Below are 16,163 nucleotides of genomic sequence, written 5' to 3' on the forward strand. Positions count from 1 at the left end.
CTTAGTCATCTGCAAGTTTTCGGCGCGTATGATGCGCTTATGGCATATTCTCCAGAAATACGACAAGCCGCCCGAGCTCTCTATTTGAAAGCTTGGACGCCACGTGAAATCGCTACCGAACTGAACCTGAATAATGAGCGCATCATTTATTACTGGGCAGACAAATTCGGTTGGCGCGATATGTTGCGTGAACAAACCATTGATGAAGCGATAGCAAATCGAATTCAAACACTGCTTGAACTTGTTGACCCCACTAAAAACCAACTAGACATGCTCGATCGGCTTATCAAGCATCACGCTGCATTAAAGAAACAAAGGGCACAAGAAAAGCAGCAAGGTGAGCAACCTTTAAATACAGGGAATAAAAAGCACGACGGTACAAATAGCCGTAACAGCCAGAAATCTAGCAGTAATTCAAAATCGACCAAGAAACGTAAAAGTAAAAAGAATGACATCAGCGAACTGAGTGAAGAGGACTTTGTCACATGGCACGATTCCCTGTTTGACTATCAGCATGTAATGCGCAACAACATAAAACAGCGTATTCGAAACATTCTTAAATCCCGCCAAATTGGTGCAACTTACTACTTCAGTGGCGAAGCGTTAGAAGATGCGATTCTGACCGGCGATAACCAGATTTTTTTGTCAGCATCACGAGCTCAAGCAGAAGTATTCCGCAGCTACATCATTGCTATTGCAAAAGAGTTCTTAGACATAGAGCTGACTGGAAACCCGATCATTCTCTCCAATGGCGCTGAACTTCGCTTTTTATCTACCAATAGTAAAACCGCGCAGAGTTACCACGGCCATGTCTATGTTGATGAGTATTTCTGGATACCGAAGTTTGACGAACTAAACAAACTCGCTTCAGCAATGGCTACCCATAAAAAATGGCGTAAAACCTACTTTTCGACACCATCATCGAAAATGCACCAGGCATATCCATTTTGGACGGGCGACCAATGGCGAAAAGGCAGAGACTCACGCGCCAAAATTGAGTTTCCAACGTTCGATGAATATCGCGATGGTGGTGTACTTTGCCCTGATAAGCAGTGGCGATATGTCGTCACTATTGAAGACGCTGCAGCAGGCGGCTGTGAACTATTTGATATTGAAGAACTGAAGGACGAATACAGTAAAGACGATTTCGATAACCTGTTTATGTGTATCTTCGTCGACGGCTCTTTGTCTGTATTCAAATTCTCTGACCTCGAAAAAGGCATGATTGACTCTGCCCACTGGCAGGACTTCAAGCCGAAAACCAAATCACCGTTTGCCGGGCGTGAAGTATGGCTGGGTTATGACCCTAGCCGAACGCGAGACAATGCTTGCTTAGTAGTAATAGCTCCGCCGGCAGTTGCAGGTGAAAAGTTTCGTGTCTTAGAGAAGCACTACTGGAAAGGGCTTAACTTCCAATACCACGTGAGTGAAATTGAAAAGGTATTTCAACGCTACAAAGTCACTTACATAGGCGTTGATACTACAGGCATTGGCGGCGGTGTTTGGGACTTAATTAAGAAAAAGCACCCTCGTGAAGCCCACGCCATACATTACAGCAACGAAAACAAGAATCGCCTAGTAATGAAGATGATCGATATCGTAGAAGCAAAACGACTGCAGTTTGATGCCGAACACAAAGACATTGCGATGGCATTCATGGCGATTAAACGAGTGCCTACCAATAGCGGTAACGCTATGACCTTTAAAGCAGAGCGAAGTGAAACAACAGGCCACGCCGATGCGTTTTGGGCCATTTCACACGCCATTATCAATGAGCCGCTAGACCACAACACACCAACGAAATCAACCTGGGCGACTGCAGCATGATCAATCAAAAAGACAAACTAGTACAACAGGAGCAACATGCGGAATCTGTTTATCACCTTGACACAACACCTGAGGCAATTGACTCAACCAGTTGGATGACTTCATATTCTGAGCTTTTCTATAACGACACTGATGGTTACTGGGAGCCTCCAATTTCACGCCAAGGCTTAGCAGAAACTTCACGTGCAAACGCCTATCACGGTTCTTTACTTAAAGCTCGAGCAAATTATGTTGCTGCCCGTTTTATTTCAGGTGGCGGTTCAAGACGTCGGCAGATTCAATCTTTTTGTAATAACTACTTCACGTTTGGTGATGCCGCATTTTTAAAAATCCGCGACCACTTCAAACGTGTTGTGCGCTTGTTTCCTCTACCGACCATGTATCTACGTAGACGTAAAAATGGGGACTTCGTTTTGCTAGAGCGAGAAAACAAGCAACGAGTATACAAAGAGAATGACATCATTTTTTTGCCTCAAGAAGACCTACAACAGCAAGTTTATGGCCTACCTGATTATCTAGGTAGTTTACAAAGCAGCTTACTAAATCGAGATGCAACGCTATTTCGTCGTCGCTATTACAAGAACGGTGCACACATGGGATTCATTTTTTACGCCACGGATCCAAACCTTAGTGATGACGATGAACAAATGCTGAAAGAAAAAATCGCGAGTTCTAAAGGGGTGGGTAATTTTAGAAGTATGTTTGTTAACATTCCAGGCGGTGCAGAAAAAGGGATTCAGCTGATCCCGGTGGGCGATATAGCGACAAAAGATGAATTTGAACGAATCAAAAACATCACTGCGCAAGATATTCTCGTAGGCCATCGCTTCCCTATAGGAAAAGCAGGAATAATTCCCCAGGGAACGACTAATCTGGGTGACCCCGTCAAAATTGGCAGTGAGTATGCCAAAGACGAAATCATACCTGTATGCGAGTTAATTATGGATGAAGTTAACAACGATCCAGAGATAAGAAATATCAAAAATCTACATTTAAAATTTGATACTACGTTTGGAGAAAGCTCATAAACCTGTACAAAAACACAGCCCTTTGACGTATCATTATTTGGTCAGTCAATAAGTTAGGTGCTTGTATGAGAGTATTGTGTCCGGAGTGTGGTTGTAAAAGCCGAATTCAAAAATCCAATCGACTATCCAATAGTCATGCCGATTTATATTGCAGTTGTAGTGACCCAGAATGCGGGCATAGTTTTGTGATGAACTTGTCTTATAGTCACACTTTAAGCCCATCGGCAAAAACAACTAGTCAAATGGCTTTTGATTTATGTAAGGCGTTGCCGCCAGAGGCACGACAACAGCTCAAACATCAACTCTCGATACTATAGTGAATCTTGTATAAACGCCGTGCTATCTACTTCAGAAGCCATCTCGACAATGCTCAAGATGGCTTTTTGTTTTTCGGAGTCCAGCTGCCCTTTTGTATCAGCCAGTATTAAGCCAGCAATATATGCACCTGCCGCTCTAGTCCTCTCTGTTGCCTCACTATTAGCCACACCATCAATGACGATTTCTAAAGCAGACAACAAGATATCGTTTTGATTTTTATTCGACATATCAACACCCTTACCAATCATCAGTGAAATATACTGTATATCCATACAGTTTTCCACAGTGGTTTTTAGATACAATTCACTCATTAAGAATTTTCCTTTGCTAGCACAATTCCATAGCAATAAGGCTACCGCATCTTTAAATTCCCAAACCGTCAAAAAAGAAGAGCCAAACAAAAATCTCTGCTTCGAAAAAATATACGGTATAACGCTTAGTAAAAAGCCTAAGTTTAAGAGTTAGAGCACAAAAGGAGTGAGTCAGATCCGGGTGAAAACGAAGGAAACCGATATTTACTGATATGTAACGTTACTTTATAGTAAATATCACATATTCGATTGACCTATTGGTCAGAATGGTTAAGAATTATACCTGAAAGTACGCATTGCGTACCTCTTCTCCACACATAACGCAGCTGTCGCTGCAAGGAAATGCCAAATGAAAACTGAAAGTAAGTCGCCAAGACGTATCGTCTTTACGGATGCTGAACGTATGCTGGCTTTCAACACATTAGAACAATCTCGCGCTCGACGTGCAGAAAGATCACCTCGCAGAAAAAGGAATAGTGGTTCAAATGAAGCTCAAGGTTGTCGTTGATAGAGACTTGCTACCATTAAATCAGCAACAAACGCTTCTTAAAGACGAATTTGAAACCTATAAGAGATTGAGCTTATCTCAAAGCCCTAAAAATTTCATCACTCCATCTATTGGTGATCAAATGGCTATGCCTTCGGATCACCCGTCGTTTGGTCGAGATACTGAGTTCGAAAGACCCGAGTCTTTAATAACCGATATTCACAAGTATCGATTGACCAAAGTTCACGTAGATACAAAAGCAGCTTGGAAACCGTACAAGAAACAATGGTACTGTACAAGTAACGAAAGTATTGTTTATTCAGGCTTCGTAACGCCTGATGATACTTACATTTTCGTAATTATTGAATTTCTAACTGCTGAAAACGCTACTAACCCAGAAGACTTCGACGCACATAAAAGCTATACCGCTAAAGATGTAGATGGATTTTTGGATATTGCCGCTGAGAATGAAGAAGACTTTCTTAAAGGTTTAGATCACGACGACTCTGAACCACCCGTAGCAAGTTAATTCTAGAGATTGGCAAATTTAACACCCACTTAATTTTACCAATTCAATTCAACGGCCAATCATCTTCCATCTCTGGGAAGAACGACAGGTCTGGTTGTTGATACTCTTGCTGTTCTGGCTGGACTAATACCTGGTCCCAACCTTCAAAATTCATCCAACTATTGTTTTTCTGCAGGTGTGCGGGTAACTTCAACCAGCTGAGCTGGACGAGCGTTGCCGTACTCATCGACCTCCGCTGCGCGGATTTGGATACTAGTCTCATTATCAATGCGTAAACTGCTGCCTTTTAACAGTGCGGCCTGTGCCGGTTCATCAATATTCGCGGATTATTCGCCCGACTATTCACAGGGTCTAAAACTCTGGTTAGCTGATCGCAGGCCTGTACCTCGTGATACTCCGTACAGTTATTGACAGAACTCCGAGAATTAAACCCTAGGTTTCTAATATTGAATATAAGCAGAGCTCTCGCTCTGCTTTCTTTGCGGAAGGGTTGTTTAAAATCAGGTTATTCGTTAACTGAATGGATCTGTCAGATTAGAAGAGAATACGAGCCCATTAAGCTGGTTTTGTTCACACATAGCCTTGAGCCTCTCTGTACAATATAAGTTGCTAGCCCCTTCTAATCTTGATTTAAAGATCACTTTATCTTTCACATCATCATCAATGAATGCAAGAACCTCTAACCCATCAGGGCTTCCATATGAGATCTTCTCTACACACTTTTGTCTATCTTCTTTTCCAAAAGTCAGCGATGTATATAAATACCATTGTTCACCTTGATAGTTGACAGGTAAAAAATCCCCGCTTTCAGATAAGCAACTATTTAGAGCTTCATATGCCCTCGGAGATAAAACAAGATATGTTCGTAACCATAAGCTAATATCAGGTAATACAGAGTTATCGGTTAATACATCTTCAAACTCGACCTCCGCAGGCTTCCAAATATCTTTCAGAGATTTATTTTCAACAGCCTGCAATAAGATTCTCTCAAAATAGTCGAAATCCCCCAACTGGGTAGCGATTTCATCTGGGCCAGAACATACCGACTGAAACTTAGTTAAATCATCTGTAATTTTATAAACCGTCATCATCCTTTCCAAACTTCATTCTTAGCTTCCAAGACCTCTTTAGGGTAGGTGCCACTCTTTAACTCCATTTTGACCCGAAGTAAGTTAGCCTCAAAGTGCTGTTTACTCGGAATACCCTTCGAAAATTTGGAACTAATCCAAGTTTCATAATTAAATGTATGGATCGAACGGTGAGCCGGAGACTTAGGTGCTTCCCAGTTAAAGTCCGTATGCTTCGCATAATTTGTTAACCAAACACCATTTACGGGCGCATTTATGCCAATTTTATGCATGTGCAAATTTAATCTTGCGGCTCTCATTTCTGCTTTTCTAAACCTTCCCGAGCCAGGAATGATATGGTGAGGCTCATGGTTTTTAGTTGGTTTAGGCTCTCCTGCAGCGGTTAGATTATTAGCTAGTTTCGTCGTCGGATGATGCTTTTCAACGAACAACTCTTTCGCATTTTTTTTTAAGTTTTCTGCAGAGTACGATTGCAACTTAGCTTGCATATCTTCAACTCGAGCATGAGCAATGAGTTCAATCCTCATTTTTTTCAAAAACCTCAAGTCTTGTGCTTCAAACTGCAATCGTTTTGCTCTTTGCTGTTCAGTTTCACTCGCAGGTGGAGCCACACGATACTTGCTATAGAAATCGTCGACTAACGCATCAAAACGATCTAAGGCCAACTCAGCTGCAGTTGGATTACTAGGACGATTCGTTTTTCGTCCAACTATACTCAAATTATGCTTCATACTCGTATCCCTCGAACAAACAAAGCCGTTGGATAACATTCACATAACTGACGAGCAAATAATCAATAGCCTTTATGTGGCCTACAGCTCAGATTTTTATGCAAGCAATAGCACTTTAAATCAACTTTAAGAAATAGCGGTTCACTACTCTAACCTTTAAGTTCTTATGACGACACAAACCGGACTAACTCAATATTGGAAAAAGCCGCCCCTCAAGATAATCTGCCGTAATGCTATGCCAATAAGAAAGCTCACTTTCATCAACTTCCATGTGTGGTATAGATTCATGTAATAGTGATTGCCAATAGGACTGATTCTCCTTAAATCGCTGATATTCAGATTGATAAAAGTGACTCGCGTCTTGTTTTATATCGCTCAGGTCCAAATCCCTGCAGTTCAATGACCACCCTCTTGCACCAGCAGCCCAAACCATAAACTTGTCTACTTTATCCTTAGCCAGTTCTCCTTCAAACGTAATGCAGAAGCGATTGCTCGTATTCACGTGCACTCCTCTGCTATGCAAGTTCTGACTCAGCTTTTCGGCCTGCTTTTCCAAACGGATGATTCTCTGATAAAGCTTGTTCTGATATTCCTCAGATTTCTGCTGCTTTTTGGCGATCGCTTTGGCCTTGATGGTTTGCTCTTTGGCATTTCGTAGCTTACGGATTTGCCGCTTGATTGGCTTTTTCCATTGCTCAAGTTTGTATCCCAACTCCTTAATTATTGCGGTCATATTGCCAGCTTCAAACGAAGCAAGAGTTTCCCAGGCAGGAGCTCTTGAGCACTTCGCGATATTGTATCGATTTCCCTTGATTAGCCCTTGGTCAGCATTTTCACCTTTAGCGGCATAACCGACTGCTTTGATAATGTAAGAACCGGCGGCTTTTGGCTTTTTGATTCGCTCTAATTTCGCAAACCCGTGCCCCCATATCTTTTCAAGTCGCTTAGCCCAAGAACTAAAGAGATGCTCTGGTACTGTCCAACGCAGCAAAATATGAACGTGTGGATTAGGCTCTCCATCTTCATTGGCTGGACACTCGGCTACCCATATGTAATGGAAATCAGCAGGCAAGTTAGTCGGGCCAATATCGCTGGGTTGAGCATGTTTAGCAACTTTCTCCTGGGATAAGTCGCAATACTTTCGTCCACTATCTTTGTCAACTTGGATGGTATGATCCGCAACCCAGCCGCGTTGATACATTTTCTTTGCGCCATCAAGAAAACGAGAGACTTCTTTACCTATCGTTGTCTCTAAGGTTTTTTCCATCGAGAACTCTTGCTTGGGCTTTTGTTTAAGATCGCAATACGGCCCGGCTATGACACTGCCCTGGTTCATAGCTTTAACACGCTTACTATCTAAGGTTGGAAACAGCCAGTATTCTCCACCAATATCCGTGATTGGTTGGTCAACTTTCTTTTCACCACGCTTAGGATGTACTGTCACCATGTTGCGCTTATAGATTATTGGATGATGCGACCCCATGCTGACACACTCACTTCCATCCAACATTCCACCGAATATGGCCATTCGTTGTGCCTTGGTGAAAGTCAGCGTGAGAAAAGTAGAGAAACCACCATGGCAAGCTGCAGTGTAAGCCCCTGCCTCAAAGATTTTAGAAACAGAACGGGACGTCAGCTTTTCCGAGAACCTCTCACCACTGTTTTCCAAAGGCGCAGCACTAGATGGCGTTTCGGTTACCGCCTGAAACTTATAAGTTTCATTCCAAGACCGGTGCATTAGATGCATTGAAATAGGAATCTTTTTAGGTTCGCCTTGTCCTCGTTTTCCATTCTGATTGAGAATGGCAGGTTTGGAGCGCTCGTTCGTTTCATACAAAGCATCATGGCTAAAGTTGGCGTCGGCATTGCTGATGATACTTTTAGGGCGTAGAGACTTGCTCAGGCTCATCAACTGCTTAATTTGCTTGTCTTTTCTGTGGCGAAATTTCTCTGTCGGACTTTTGCGCCCTTTGACTAGCCTATACTCTTCGGCGATTCTCGCCGCCGCTTCGCGGTCGTGTTTCGAGCAATAATTTACAGATTTATAGAAGTCAGTTCGCTCTTGAAGATCTCGTTCGCGCTTAGACTTTCGATTGGGAACACGGTCATATATCGCTATTTTTTTGACCATGCCACTATCTAGAAGTGCTTGTTCTTGGTCTGAGTAAATTTTGGAACCTAAAAAACCAGCATTATAGCTGGCGTCATTATTTTTGATTCGGTCGAGGGGCATCACTGCCCCACCAATATATAGAAGATCAGACTGATTCATAATCTATCCGCAGTTTGTCTTTACCTACAGAGAAAACGGTAAACTTTTGGTGCGTCATACCGACTCCAGTTCCTGAGTCGTCACTAGCATGAAACCACCTTTCATGTTGCCTTTGCTCAATACTCCTTTGCTTAGATGAGTACAACTAAGGGAAACACACGCTTGTTCGATGGCTTGGTCTAGTGAGTCGAAGTCGCCAACCATTACATTGGCGACTTCTTTCGTGTCTTCATGGCGGATGATGCCGCCATCTGGGCAAAGCATTATTGCGGCGTATTGCATGACGCACGCTCCTGTTCTTCTAAGAAGCTACTAGCCTCATCAATAAAAGAGCGCCCGCCTTCCACCGTTAACTCTGCATCAATAGTCGTGTATCCGGCAGAACGCGTAATCTCATAGCCAGCTTCGATGCAGTCACAACACTCTTCCAATCGGTCTTTCAACATTTCAATTAACTGGTTGGCTTCACTCGAACTATTACTCATGCTGCATCCTCCGATTCAGCTTGATCGCGGCGAACGGCAATGCGTTCAATTAGGTCGTCTTCAATGTTCAGTAGTTCTTCTAGCGCACATTCCTTATCAATCAACACAACGTTGTGGGCGTGGTTAGTCGTGTTCTCATCAAACACAATCACGTTCAGAAGGCTCATTTTTGATGAGTACTCGATACGAATACTGATGACATCTGAGCTATCCAACGCCAAAGCGAACAGACTATTAATAGTTGTTTGGATCGCGAGTTTGTTTGCGACTTCATTTAGATTCATCTTTTATGCTCCTACGCTAAGACGAAAAAAGCCCCCTGTTACAGGGGCAGAGGCTTGGAGAATTAATGCGTACCACTGAATTGGTAATGCTTGAGGCGTCGAACGTCACCAAGATTGCGATCGAACAACGTTGCGATTTCTTTAATCTGTTGCATGCCGTTACGGATTTTTTGAAGCTCCAAATCATTAAAGCTTTCAAACTCTCGCACATGCTCCGAGGCTTTCAGATCACCGGCGACTAAAACCATACCGCGAAAGCGTGGTGGCATCGCGTTCCACAACTGCTTCAACTTGCCGCGTGTAGCGGAACCATTGAACAAAGCTTTACAAGCGGCAATGCTCTCGTTGGCGTTGGGTATTTGCTTTTGTTGTTCCTGTTGAATAGCTAACTGACTCATTGGCTCTCCTTAGGCTAAGCCCGGAAGTGGCGCACCGTTGGCGAGTAAATCTGTGCCCATTTGCATGAGTGGCTGAAAGCCGGTGGTGCGATTTTCTAAATCGTTGACGAACAAAACTAAGTTGCCGATGGCCGCTTGAACCTTGGCAATGGTTTTGCGTTTTTGACTGCGAGGTAAACGGTCTGCACTGCACATGTGCATTGCATCGCTAGACAGCTCACCTGAATATTGGTTGTTAAGTAACGTGCGCTCTAAAAGGTTCTTATCTTCCCCATCTTGAGGTAACTGAACCGTCACGACACCTAGGTCAGCAAAGAGTGTGTTCACAATGGTGTAATCGCCGGATTCTTTACTCAGCAATGCCAAATCCACTGGGTCCAGCTTGTGCGGCTGTTCTGGGTTGAGCTTGTTACGCAACATTCTCCCAGTCAGGCCAATGCGTGGAGCCAGCTTTTCCATATTGTGATTGATGGCGAAGTCGCAGCATGCAGCGTTAAAAGATTGCTGTTTGCGTTCGCGGAATCCGCACATAGCGATATTTGCGTCCATGATCCACACTCTTACATGAAAGGGGGTACGAGAATGACAACCAACGCGAACACATTTAGCCACATTGGGCAGTGCGTTTTAGTTGGAATAAGAGAGGAAAAGCCCATTACTTACCCAAGCGCAGCAATGGCTTCTCGTGCCGCCATTTCGTGCATAGCAACCATGTTAATCAGTGGCTTATCACGACGTTTGTCTTTTGGCTTGATGATCACGCGACCTTCAGTCACGTATTGCTTGATGGTACCCATAGGCAAACCAGTAAGGCGGGAGTATTCTTCGTAAGTCACATATGGACTTAGTGGAGGTATCTTGTACGTTAACATGGTGATATCCTTGTATTTATATCTATCTTCTTCGGTTGTCTCTTGCTTTGGTCGGCGTAACATCCGAAAACAAGTTTAGTATTGATCCGATTTTTCGTACGGTCAACGTATTTTCGTACAAAATTGAAATCAATCACATAATGGTGAACGATTATGAGTGCAGAATTGGCTATTTTTGATTACATCAAAGGCGAGGCATTCACTGATAAACTAAAAGAAATCAATGGCGTAAATTCTCTTGGAGAACTGGCGCAGATATATGGTGTACCTAAAACCACTTTTAGTACTTGGAACTCACACAACAGAAACTCACACGAACTAGTTGTAAGAACTCATTTACGTACAGGCATCCCGGTTAAAGAGCTGATTCTTCCCAACGACTATCCTGAGACCGAACTACACCACTCTTTTTGGGGCAATCAAAAAGCACCTGAAGCTGAGGTGACTTCATCTAGTCCAGAGTTACAGAACCCTCAGTTAGCCATCTTCGCGATTAAGAGTTTCTGCCTCACGAACGGTCAACTTGTGCCAACTGGGGAAATCCCATATGCACAACGTATGTTTAACTCTTGGGATTTAGAAGCCAGCAACACCATTGAAATCGAGACGAACGACGGCCGCTTTCTGGTGGATAAAAAACAGAACGATGCAGTGAGTGGCGAGTATTTAATTGATATGAATGGGCGTCTGTCCATCAACCACATTCAACGATTACCAAACAAACTAGCCGTCGTGTTTGGCAACTCGACGGTTGAAGTATCAGAAGAAGATATAAAAGTAATTGGCCGCGTGGCGGTATCGTTGGAGAAGAACTAGTTGGCTAACAATGTGACTTTTGACAATAACGGCTCGATTGCCCGTTTAAAAAGTATGGCAGAGCCTTTAACTCAAGACGACATTCGCAATGCCGTGAAGCAGTACCTAAAAAAAGATCGCGTCATAAACACTTATTCAGACTCTACAACTTATGATCTTATCGTAGATGGCGAGCCTTACCCACCAAAGGCTATCTTTGGTTTAGCCATGAGTAAGCTACTTGGGATCGAAGTGAAATCCACTCATTTCTCTGCTGGCCTGAAGAGCCCCTGTTTTACTACGTTTGAGAACCTGGGTTTTGAGATTCGTTCCAAAGAAAACTCTCAAACCACTGGAGCGAAAAAGAATACAAGTGCTCTATGGACTGAGAACGAGTTGTCAAAGGCTATTGATGCTTATCTTGAAATGCTCGAAAAGAGTAAACAGGGCGTCAAATACTCGAAGACGAACTATTACAGAATGCTATCTGAAGAGTTTGGACGTTCGCATAAAGCCTATGGCCGTAGAATGTCTAATATCAGCTACATTATGACTTTGATGGGACTGCCAATAGAACAAGGTTTGGCTCCTCTTTCAAATGTAGGCCCAACCCAAACACCTGTTATAGAGCGATTAATTTCCGAGAAACTTAATCGCCCCTACTTGGGGCTTGGGATTGCCGCAGCAGAGGAAACTTCGACAATCACAAGTAAGACAGTTCCCGAGAGACCTGCCGGAGAAGAGAACCCTGAATCAGTGGAAACGACGACAACTGTTTATAAACGTTCAGGTAGAGTAAAAGGTTGGGTCATCCGTCGTTCCAACGGGTATTGTGAGCTGTGTGAAAAAGAAGCTCCATTTACTAAGGACGATGGAACTCCTTTCTTAGAAGTCCATCATCTTACTCGTATGATAGATGGTGGTCCCGATACCGTTCAGAACTGTGTCGCACTATGTCCAAATTGCCATAGAAAACTACACCATAGTGCAGACCGTATGAATCTAACAGAGGAACTTCGCAATAAAGTCCTTAAAAAAGAAAGCGGCTTATAGCCGCTTTATTTATGAGTAACGTAATCAGTATTAATCCTACTCACCTGCTTTAAGGAACATTTTTTGCTTTAAACCTGGGAATTTCGGCTCCCAACAACAGTCTTGGGAGTCTCCTTCATACTTATATTCAGTCGTAGAAAACACCACTTGTAAAGAGTATTGTTTGCATAGTTTCTTTAACGTAATCATAAAGTTGTCTAGATCATTATCGTGAATTTCATGCTGCTTCGGTGTATCAAGAATAATAAAATCTAGCGTAACATTTTCAGATTCTAGGAGTAACTCAATGAGTGCCGCATGATAGGCTAGAACCACACGAGCTCTAGTACTTCCTTTCAACTGTTCAATAGACTCAACACCAAAAAGAGGAACAAAATCTTTTTTCCACTTAATATCTAAGTTTACATTTATAGTGCCAATAGATTCCAACCACTTTATTAATAATTGTTTAAACCTAGATTTTAATTGAATTATTTCTGGTACACTATTTCGGCTTGAAGATAGTGACGCAACTCTATCCACGGCTCTTCGCTGATCTGAGAGCAAGTCAAAGTATATATCTGAAAGTCTATCTAGATTAGACAGCTTTTCTTGTTGCACTTGCAAATCAAATAATTGGTTTTTAATCTCAGATATAGCCTCAACCAGAGCAGATGCCTCTGTTCTTTCGATTGCATTATTTCGCTCTTCAACAATTTGACGAGTTAGTTCTTCGACGGCGGTTCGACGACGCTTCAGTTCATCAATCCTAGATAGATCGCTTTCTGCATTCCTTTCTAGATCTTTAATTTGGTCTCTTAAATATAATAGATTCTTACTATAGCTATCAGAGCTACTAGAAAATAGTTGGCAGTTGGATGATCCACACAAATCTGAAGACCTAACAAATACTCTTCGCGCTTCTTCATTTAAGTTAAGAGTATCAACCTCCGTGTTAATTTCTGCGATGATACTTTCAACACCTTTAGTTCTATAATGCAACTCTCGAATATCTTCATCAATGTTATGAATGGTTCTTTTATGAGAACTAATAATTTTATCTAAAGCATTCAACGAGTCATCGTGGTTGGAGTGAAAACTCTTTAAGTTATCAAGCTCCTTATCTAGCGTCTCAATTTCTTCATAAATCTCTTCTGAAGTTTTGTTGATGTCAGATACTAACTCTTTCTGGTTTTCATATCTTCTACTTGCTAAATGAACTGATTTATCAAGTTGTGCTAACTTTTCTTTCTCTATTATTGCTTGTTTCTTCTTATTAAATGAGTTTTTAGGCGGCAACTTGAATAAAAGCCTAATCATTTCTTCAAATTGGTCTTTGATGAAATTAAATTTTGAATAATAATGTCCCCTATATCCGTCATCCTGATCCAGATAAACTAATGGTAGCAAAGTAGATAAATATGGTTTTGTGGACTTATTACTTGTTGATATAATATCAGGCCGTTCAAGGGAAAATAACTCAAAGAGATACTCTGAGTATTCATCATCATTATAGAAATTTTGAGGAGCACTTGTTCCTTCTACAACTTCGATATCAACTTCCGTTCCAACTACTCTTGTGATTGAAAGTCGCTTTCCTTGAACTTCTACATTCAAAACAGCGTAATTAACATGATCGTAGATGTCCTGTCGAAAAACACATGGGAAACCTAAACAAAAAGCAATAGACTGTACGATTGGTGTTTTACCACAGCCATTAGGCCCCCATAAATGAGTTATATGCTCGCCAAAATGAAGTTCCTCCGAACTCCACCCTTGCTTACCTTTACCCACTAGTTGCAAACTGACTAATTTCATTCTAGCTCCAAATCCAGCTGACGTGCTACGCAAATATTCCTATACGACTTACTTATTTCAAGCAGTGTATAAGCAAGGTTATCTTCTTCTTTAAGAGCAGAACCAATTAGGCTCTTCCCCTTCAGGGTAATTTCCAGTTTACTTTTTCTATTATTAATAGAGATGAAGCCCGCACTTTCCAGAAAGGTCATAGCATTTATAGTTCTGATTCTTAAGTTAGCAGACCATCCAATTTTTTGCTTAGACGTTTTAAATGCGGGCATTGTTTTTTCAATACACTCACCAACCAACTGTCCTAACTCTTCAACTCGGGGCTTACGTCTATCTTTAGCTAGAATTAAAATAGTCAAGCAAATAAATGGTAATTGAAAAAGTGCTTCATTATCCAGTAAGCCGACTTGTTCATCTTTGTAACTAACATTTTCTAAGCGAAGATTTATTCGCTCAGCTTCTTCAAAAAATAATTCAAAGTTCATGATTTTCTCTTAACTATTTCTGAAAATATAGCACCTACAATTAAATTATTATCTAGGCCCATTAATGCACCTTCGTCATACAAATGAGAAATAAGCTTTTTTATAGGAACTCTTAAATCATTAATGTTAATTAGTCCTCCGTTAGACTCTAAATTATCATTTAATAATTCACTTACCTTTTTCGTAACATAGTTTAAATCTAATTCAAAAATATTGTGCCTATTATTTCTTCGCCACAAATCCCAATCGAGCTTACATTTTGAACAGTATTCCACGATGCTATCATCAGCTCCAGCGTCTTTTAAAAACCTTTGTATGATTGATATATTTTTAATGGCAGCGCTATCACCTCCACTTTTCAAACATAGATAAGCATCTCTAGATATACTTAAAATAGAAAGAAGATCATCAATAGATATTCCAGATTGTTCTTCTATTGACTCAAGTGTCCAGTTCTCAATTTTTCCACTTGATTTCTTTGTTACCAGTTCTAAAAGCTTTTTTATGATTTCTTGATTGTCAGTGTAACTCAAGTCAACTTCGCTATAGTCATAGATAGCTTGTCTAACTATTGCTTCGTAATTATTATTTTTTGACTTAAGATATTGGACATCATTTTCAAACTTTAATTTGGATAAGTTCTCTTTAATCTTAGAGTCACTTAGTTCAACTTCTTGCGATATACAATTATTAAAATTATCTATTAATATCTTAGTATATTTATTGGAAAACTCACCAGATTGTATATCCTCAAGGACATTTTCAATATGATCATCATTGTTAATGTTGGTCTGAAAAACTACTGAATTGCAATTTTCATCAAAAATAACAGTATGTAATAATAACTTTCCTATAAAACTATCTTTTATAGAACTTGGTGATTGCTTGCTGCCTCTACTCTTAATTCCAAATACATCAAGTAACTTCCAATTTTGATTCTGTTTCGCTTTAGTCTTAACTTGAAAGAAATCGTATCCACCACCATTTACTCTTCTCTTTACAAAGTCGTCATGCAGATCACAATAGATTCTATCAACTTCAGTACCCTCCAGAATCGTTAAAGCAGCTATCGATGCGGACCTTACTTGAGCTTGATAACGCTCAAATGAATCTCGGCCAGATTGCTCTCTTGGTTCTGTAGTGTGTAATTCTTTACTCATTATGTAGTCAACCAGATTCGGACACTTAAACAAAAGTCTACGCATATAAATCAAGCCAATATGCATCTGATAGATATTACACCACATGAAATAATTTAATACATTGTTCAAGATAAGGTTTATCCGAGTTCCTAGAGCTCCATCAAAATCTACAACAGCAGTAACCATCGTTCCTACCCACAAATTGTCTGTTTAAAGGCTTCACATTCACACATTGATTTTATCAACCACATTGATACTGTATATAACAAC

At 41.1% G+C, this 16,163-nt stretch carries 21 protein-coding genes; 7 read left to right on the plus strand and 14 right to left on the minus strand.

All coding sequences use genetic code 11. The features are described 5' to 3' along the window. Nucleotides 1-39 precede the first annotated feature (39 nt). From R7E42_RS13880 to R7E42_RS13890, 3 genes are all read left to right on the plus strand, one after another. Nucleotides 40-1,827 carry a terminase large subunit domain-containing protein gene (locus R7E42_RS13880; RefSeq protein WP_213917074.1) on the plus strand — a complete coding sequence of 596 codons (1,788 nt, stop codon included), beginning with the start codon at nt 40-42 and terminating at the stop codon, nt 1,825-1,827. After that, entirely contained in the window at nt 1,824-2,855 is a 1,032-nt protein-coding gene (locus tag R7E42_RS13885) for a phage portal protein (protein ID WP_213917075.1), read from the plus strand. Before R7E42_RS13880 ends, R7E42_RS13885 begins: the two co-directional genes overlap by 4 nt. 65 nt (nt 2,856-2,920) lie before the next feature. Continuing rightward, complete coding sequence (locus R7E42_RS13890) at nt 2,921-3,172, plus strand: ogr/Delta-like zinc finger family protein (protein ID WP_080773762.1); 252 nt, start codon at nt 2,921-2,923, stop codon at nt 3,170-3,172. On the opposite strand, the gene R7E42_RS13895 is transcribed toward R7E42_RS13890, so the two are convergent. After that, nucleotides 3,167-3,574, minus strand: coding sequence for a hypothetical protein (locus R7E42_RS13895; protein WP_306431717.1), 408 nt, complete (start codon nt 3,572-3,574; stop codon nt 3,167-3,169). The two genes, R7E42_RS13890 and R7E42_RS13895, sit on opposite strands and share 6 nt — an antisense overlap. 259 nt (nt 3,575-3,833) lie before the next feature. On the opposite strand from R7E42_RS13895, the gene R7E42_RS13900 reads away from it, so the two are divergent. Both R7E42_RS13900 and R7E42_RS13905 read left to right on the plus strand, forming a co-directional pair. Further along, nucleotides 3,834-3,992, plus strand: a complete 159-nt coding sequence (locus R7E42_RS13900; RefSeq protein ID WP_206225608.1) for a hypothetical protein — start codon at nt 3,834-3,836, stop codon at nt 3,990-3,992. Further along, a complete protein-coding gene (locus tag R7E42_RS13905; RefSeq protein ID WP_213908081.1) occupies nt 3,970-4,500 on the plus strand; it encodes a type II toxin-antitoxin system YafO family toxin in 531 nt (176 codons plus the stop codon). Before R7E42_RS13900 ends, R7E42_RS13905 begins: the two co-directional genes overlap by 23 nt. A 43-nt stretch (nt 4,501-4,543) precedes the next feature. Here R7E42_RS13905 and R7E42_RS25950 read toward each other — a convergent pair whose 3' ends face one another. The 10 genes from R7E42_RS25950 to R7E42_RS13955 form a co-directional block, all read right to left on the minus strand. Then, nucleotides 4,544-4,726, minus strand: coding sequence for a hypothetical protein (locus R7E42_RS25950; RefSeq protein WP_411978975.1), 183 nt, complete (start codon nt 4,724-4,726; stop codon nt 4,544-4,546). Between the two features lie 286 nt (nt 4,727-5,012). Next, nucleotides 5,013-5,588, minus strand: coding sequence for a hypothetical protein (locus R7E42_RS13915; RefSeq protein WP_025605273.1), 576 nt, complete (start codon nt 5,586-5,588; stop codon nt 5,013-5,015). After that, the gene (locus R7E42_RS13920) at nt 5,588-6,319 is read right to left on the minus strand and encodes an AHH domain-containing protein (RefSeq protein ID WP_025605275.1); all 732 of its coding nucleotides are present in this window, start codon (nt 6,317-6,319) and stop codon (nt 5,588-5,590) included. The genes R7E42_RS13915 and R7E42_RS13920 overlap by 1 nt, the downstream gene beginning before the upstream one ends. Before the next feature lie 184 nt (nt 6,320-6,503). Continuing rightward, nucleotides 6,504-8,591: a hypothetical protein gene (locus R7E42_RS13925; RefSeq protein WP_318072765.1), complete on the minus strand. Its 2,088-nt coding sequence runs from the start codon at nt 8,589-8,591 to the stop codon at nt 6,504-6,506. 54 nt (nt 8,592-8,645) lie between these two features. Beyond that, nucleotides 8,646-8,873: a hypothetical protein gene (locus R7E42_RS13930; RefSeq protein WP_104971991.1), complete on the minus strand. Its 228-nt coding sequence runs from the start codon at nt 8,871-8,873 to the stop codon at nt 8,646-8,648. After that, nucleotides 8,855-9,076 carry a hypothetical protein gene (locus tag R7E42_RS13935; RefSeq protein ID WP_208623535.1) on the minus strand — a complete coding sequence of 74 codons (222 nt, stop codon included), beginning with the start codon at nt 9,074-9,076 and terminating at the stop codon, nt 8,855-8,857. Before R7E42_RS13935 ends, R7E42_RS13930 begins: the two co-directional genes overlap by 19 nt. Beyond that, complete coding sequence (locus R7E42_RS13940; protein ID WP_104971992.1) at nt 9,073-9,360, minus strand: hypothetical protein; 288 nt, start codon at nt 9,358-9,360, stop codon at nt 9,073-9,075. The genes R7E42_RS13935 and R7E42_RS13940 overlap by 4 nt, the downstream gene beginning before the upstream one ends. Nucleotides 9,361-9,422: 62 nt before the next feature. Further along, nucleotides 9,423-9,758 carry a hypothetical protein gene (locus R7E42_RS13945; protein ID WP_213909913.1) on the minus strand — a complete coding sequence of 112 codons (336 nt, stop codon included), beginning with the start codon at nt 9,756-9,758 and terminating at the stop codon, nt 9,423-9,425. A 9-nt stretch (nt 9,759-9,767) separates the two neighbouring features. Continuing rightward, nucleotides 9,768-10,307, minus strand: coding sequence for a phage regulatory CII family protein (locus R7E42_RS13950; RefSeq protein WP_318072766.1), 540 nt, complete (start codon nt 10,305-10,307; stop codon nt 9,768-9,770). A 110-nt stretch (nt 10,308-10,417) separates the two neighbouring features. Further along, nucleotides 10,418-10,630, minus strand: coding sequence for a hypothetical protein (locus R7E42_RS13955; RefSeq protein ID WP_017821157.1), 213 nt, complete (start codon nt 10,628-10,630; stop codon nt 10,418-10,420). A 153-nt stretch (nt 10,631-10,783) separates the two neighbouring features. Here R7E42_RS13955 and R7E42_RS13960 point away from each other — a divergent pair, with 153 nt between their 5' ends. Both R7E42_RS13960 and R7E42_RS13965 read left to right on the plus strand, forming a co-directional pair. After that, nucleotides 10,784-11,446, plus strand: coding sequence for a helix-turn-helix domain-containing protein (locus tag R7E42_RS13960; protein ID WP_318072767.1), 663 nt, complete (start codon nt 10,784-10,786; stop codon nt 11,444-11,446). Next, nucleotides 11,447-12,478, plus strand: a complete 1,032-nt coding sequence (locus R7E42_RS13965) for an HNH endonuclease signature motif containing protein (protein ID WP_318072768.1) — start codon at nt 11,447-11,449, stop codon at nt 12,476-12,478. It begins immediately after the preceding gene. A gap of 36 nt (nt 12,479-12,514) precedes the next feature. Here the strand turns inward: R7E42_RS13965 and R7E42_RS13970 are convergent, their stop codons facing one another. From R7E42_RS13970 to R7E42_RS13980, 3 genes are read right to left on the minus strand one after another with little or no spacing between them, the layout of a single operon-like run. After that, on the minus strand, nt 12,515-14,275 hold the full coding sequence (locus R7E42_RS13970) for an AAA family ATPase (protein WP_318072769.1): 1,761 nt from the start codon (nt 14,273-14,275) through the stop codon (nt 12,515-12,517). Further along, the gene (locus tag R7E42_RS13975; protein WP_213908086.1) at nt 14,272-14,751 is read right to left on the minus strand and encodes a hypothetical protein; all 480 of its coding nucleotides are present in this window, start codon (nt 14,749-14,751) and stop codon (nt 14,272-14,274) included. Before R7E42_RS13975 ends, R7E42_RS13970 begins: the two co-directional genes overlap by 4 nt. Next, nucleotides 14,748-15,911, minus strand: coding sequence for a dsDNA nuclease domain-containing protein (locus R7E42_RS13980; protein WP_318072770.1), 1,164 nt, complete (start codon nt 15,909-15,911; stop codon nt 14,748-14,750). The genes R7E42_RS13975 and R7E42_RS13980 overlap by 4 nt, the downstream gene beginning before the upstream one ends. Between the last annotated feature and the right edge of the window lie 252 nt (nt 15,912-16,163).

The organism is Vibrio sp. Vb1337, from assembly GCF_033338715.1.
In the GTDB taxonomy this organism is placed as follows: Bacteria; Pseudomonadota; Gammaproteobacteria; order Enterobacterales; family Vibrionaceae; genus Vibrio; species Vibrio alginolyticus.

What these genes read in the sequence shown, in the direction of transcription:
- R7E42_RS13975 (WP_213908086.1), bottom strand. Translation starts at nt 14,751, where the DNA reads ATGAACTTTGAATTATTTTTTGAAGAAGCTGAGCGAATAAATCTTCGC.
- R7E42_RS13955 (WP_017821157.1), bottom strand. Translation starts at nt 10,630, where the DNA reads ATGTTAACGTACAAGATACCTCCACTAAGTCCATATGTGACTTACGAA.
- R7E42_RS13930 (WP_104971991.1), bottom strand. Translation starts at nt 8,873, where the DNA reads ATGCAATACGCCGCAATAATGCTTTGCCCAGATGGCGGCATCATCCGC.
- R7E42_RS13880 (WP_213917074.1), top strand. Translation starts at nt 40, where the DNA reads ATGGCATATTCTCCAGAAATACGACAAGCCGCCCGAGCTCTCTATTTG.
- R7E42_RS13925 (WP_318072765.1), bottom strand. Translation starts at nt 8,591, where the DNA reads ATGAATCAGTCTGATCTTCTATATATTGGTGGGGCAGTGATGCCCCTC.
- R7E42_RS25950 (WP_411978975.1), bottom strand. Translation starts at nt 4,726, where the DNA reads ATGAGTACGGCAACGCTCGTCCAGCTCAGCTGGTTGAAGTTACCCGCA.
- R7E42_RS13885 (WP_213917075.1), top strand. Translation starts at nt 1,824, where the DNA reads ATGATCAATCAAAAAGACAAACTAGTACAACAGGAGCAACATGCGGAA.
- R7E42_RS13940 (WP_104971992.1), bottom strand. Translation starts at nt 9,360, where the DNA reads ATGAATCTAAATGAAGTCGCAAACAAACTCGCGATCCAAACAACTATT.
- R7E42_RS13970 (WP_318072769.1), bottom strand. Translation starts at nt 14,275, where the DNA reads ATGAAATTAGTCAGTTTGCAACTAGTGGGTAAAGGTAAGCAAGGGTGG.
- R7E42_RS13890 (WP_080773762.1), top strand. Translation starts at nt 2,921, where the DNA reads ATGAGAGTATTGTGTCCGGAGTGTGGTTGTAAAAGCCGAATTCAAAAA.
- R7E42_RS13935 (WP_208623535.1), bottom strand. Translation starts at nt 9,076, where the DNA reads ATGAGTAATAGTTCGAGTGAAGCCAACCAGTTAATTGAAATGTTGAAA.
- R7E42_RS13905 (WP_213908081.1), top strand. Translation starts at nt 3,970, where the DNA reads ATGAAGCTCAAGGTTGTCGTTGATAGAGACTTGCTACCATTAAATCAG.
- R7E42_RS13960 (WP_318072767.1), top strand. Translation starts at nt 10,784, where the DNA reads ATGAGTGCAGAATTGGCTATTTTTGATTACATCAAAGGCGAGGCATTC.
- R7E42_RS13950 (WP_318072766.1), bottom strand. Translation starts at nt 10,307, where the DNA reads ATGGACGCAAATATCGCTATGTGCGGATTCCGCGAACGCAAACAGCAA.
- R7E42_RS13920 (WP_025605275.1), bottom strand. Translation starts at nt 6,319, where the DNA reads ATGAAGCATAATTTGAGTATAGTTGGACGAAAAACGAATCGTCCTAGT.
- R7E42_RS13915 (WP_025605273.1), bottom strand. Translation starts at nt 5,588, where the DNA reads ATGACGGTTTATAAAATTACAGATGATTTAACTAAGTTTCAGTCGGTA.
- R7E42_RS13980 (WP_318072770.1), bottom strand. Translation starts at nt 15,911, where the DNA reads ATGAGTAAAGAATTACACACTACAGAACCAAGAGAGCAATCTGGCCGA.
- R7E42_RS13900 (WP_206225608.1), top strand. Translation starts at nt 3,834, where the DNA reads ATGAAAACTGAAAGTAAGTCGCCAAGACGTATCGTCTTTACGGATGCT.
- R7E42_RS13945 (WP_213909913.1), bottom strand. Translation starts at nt 9,758, where the DNA reads ATGAGTCAGTTAGCTATTCAACAGGAACAACAAAAGCAAATACCCAAC.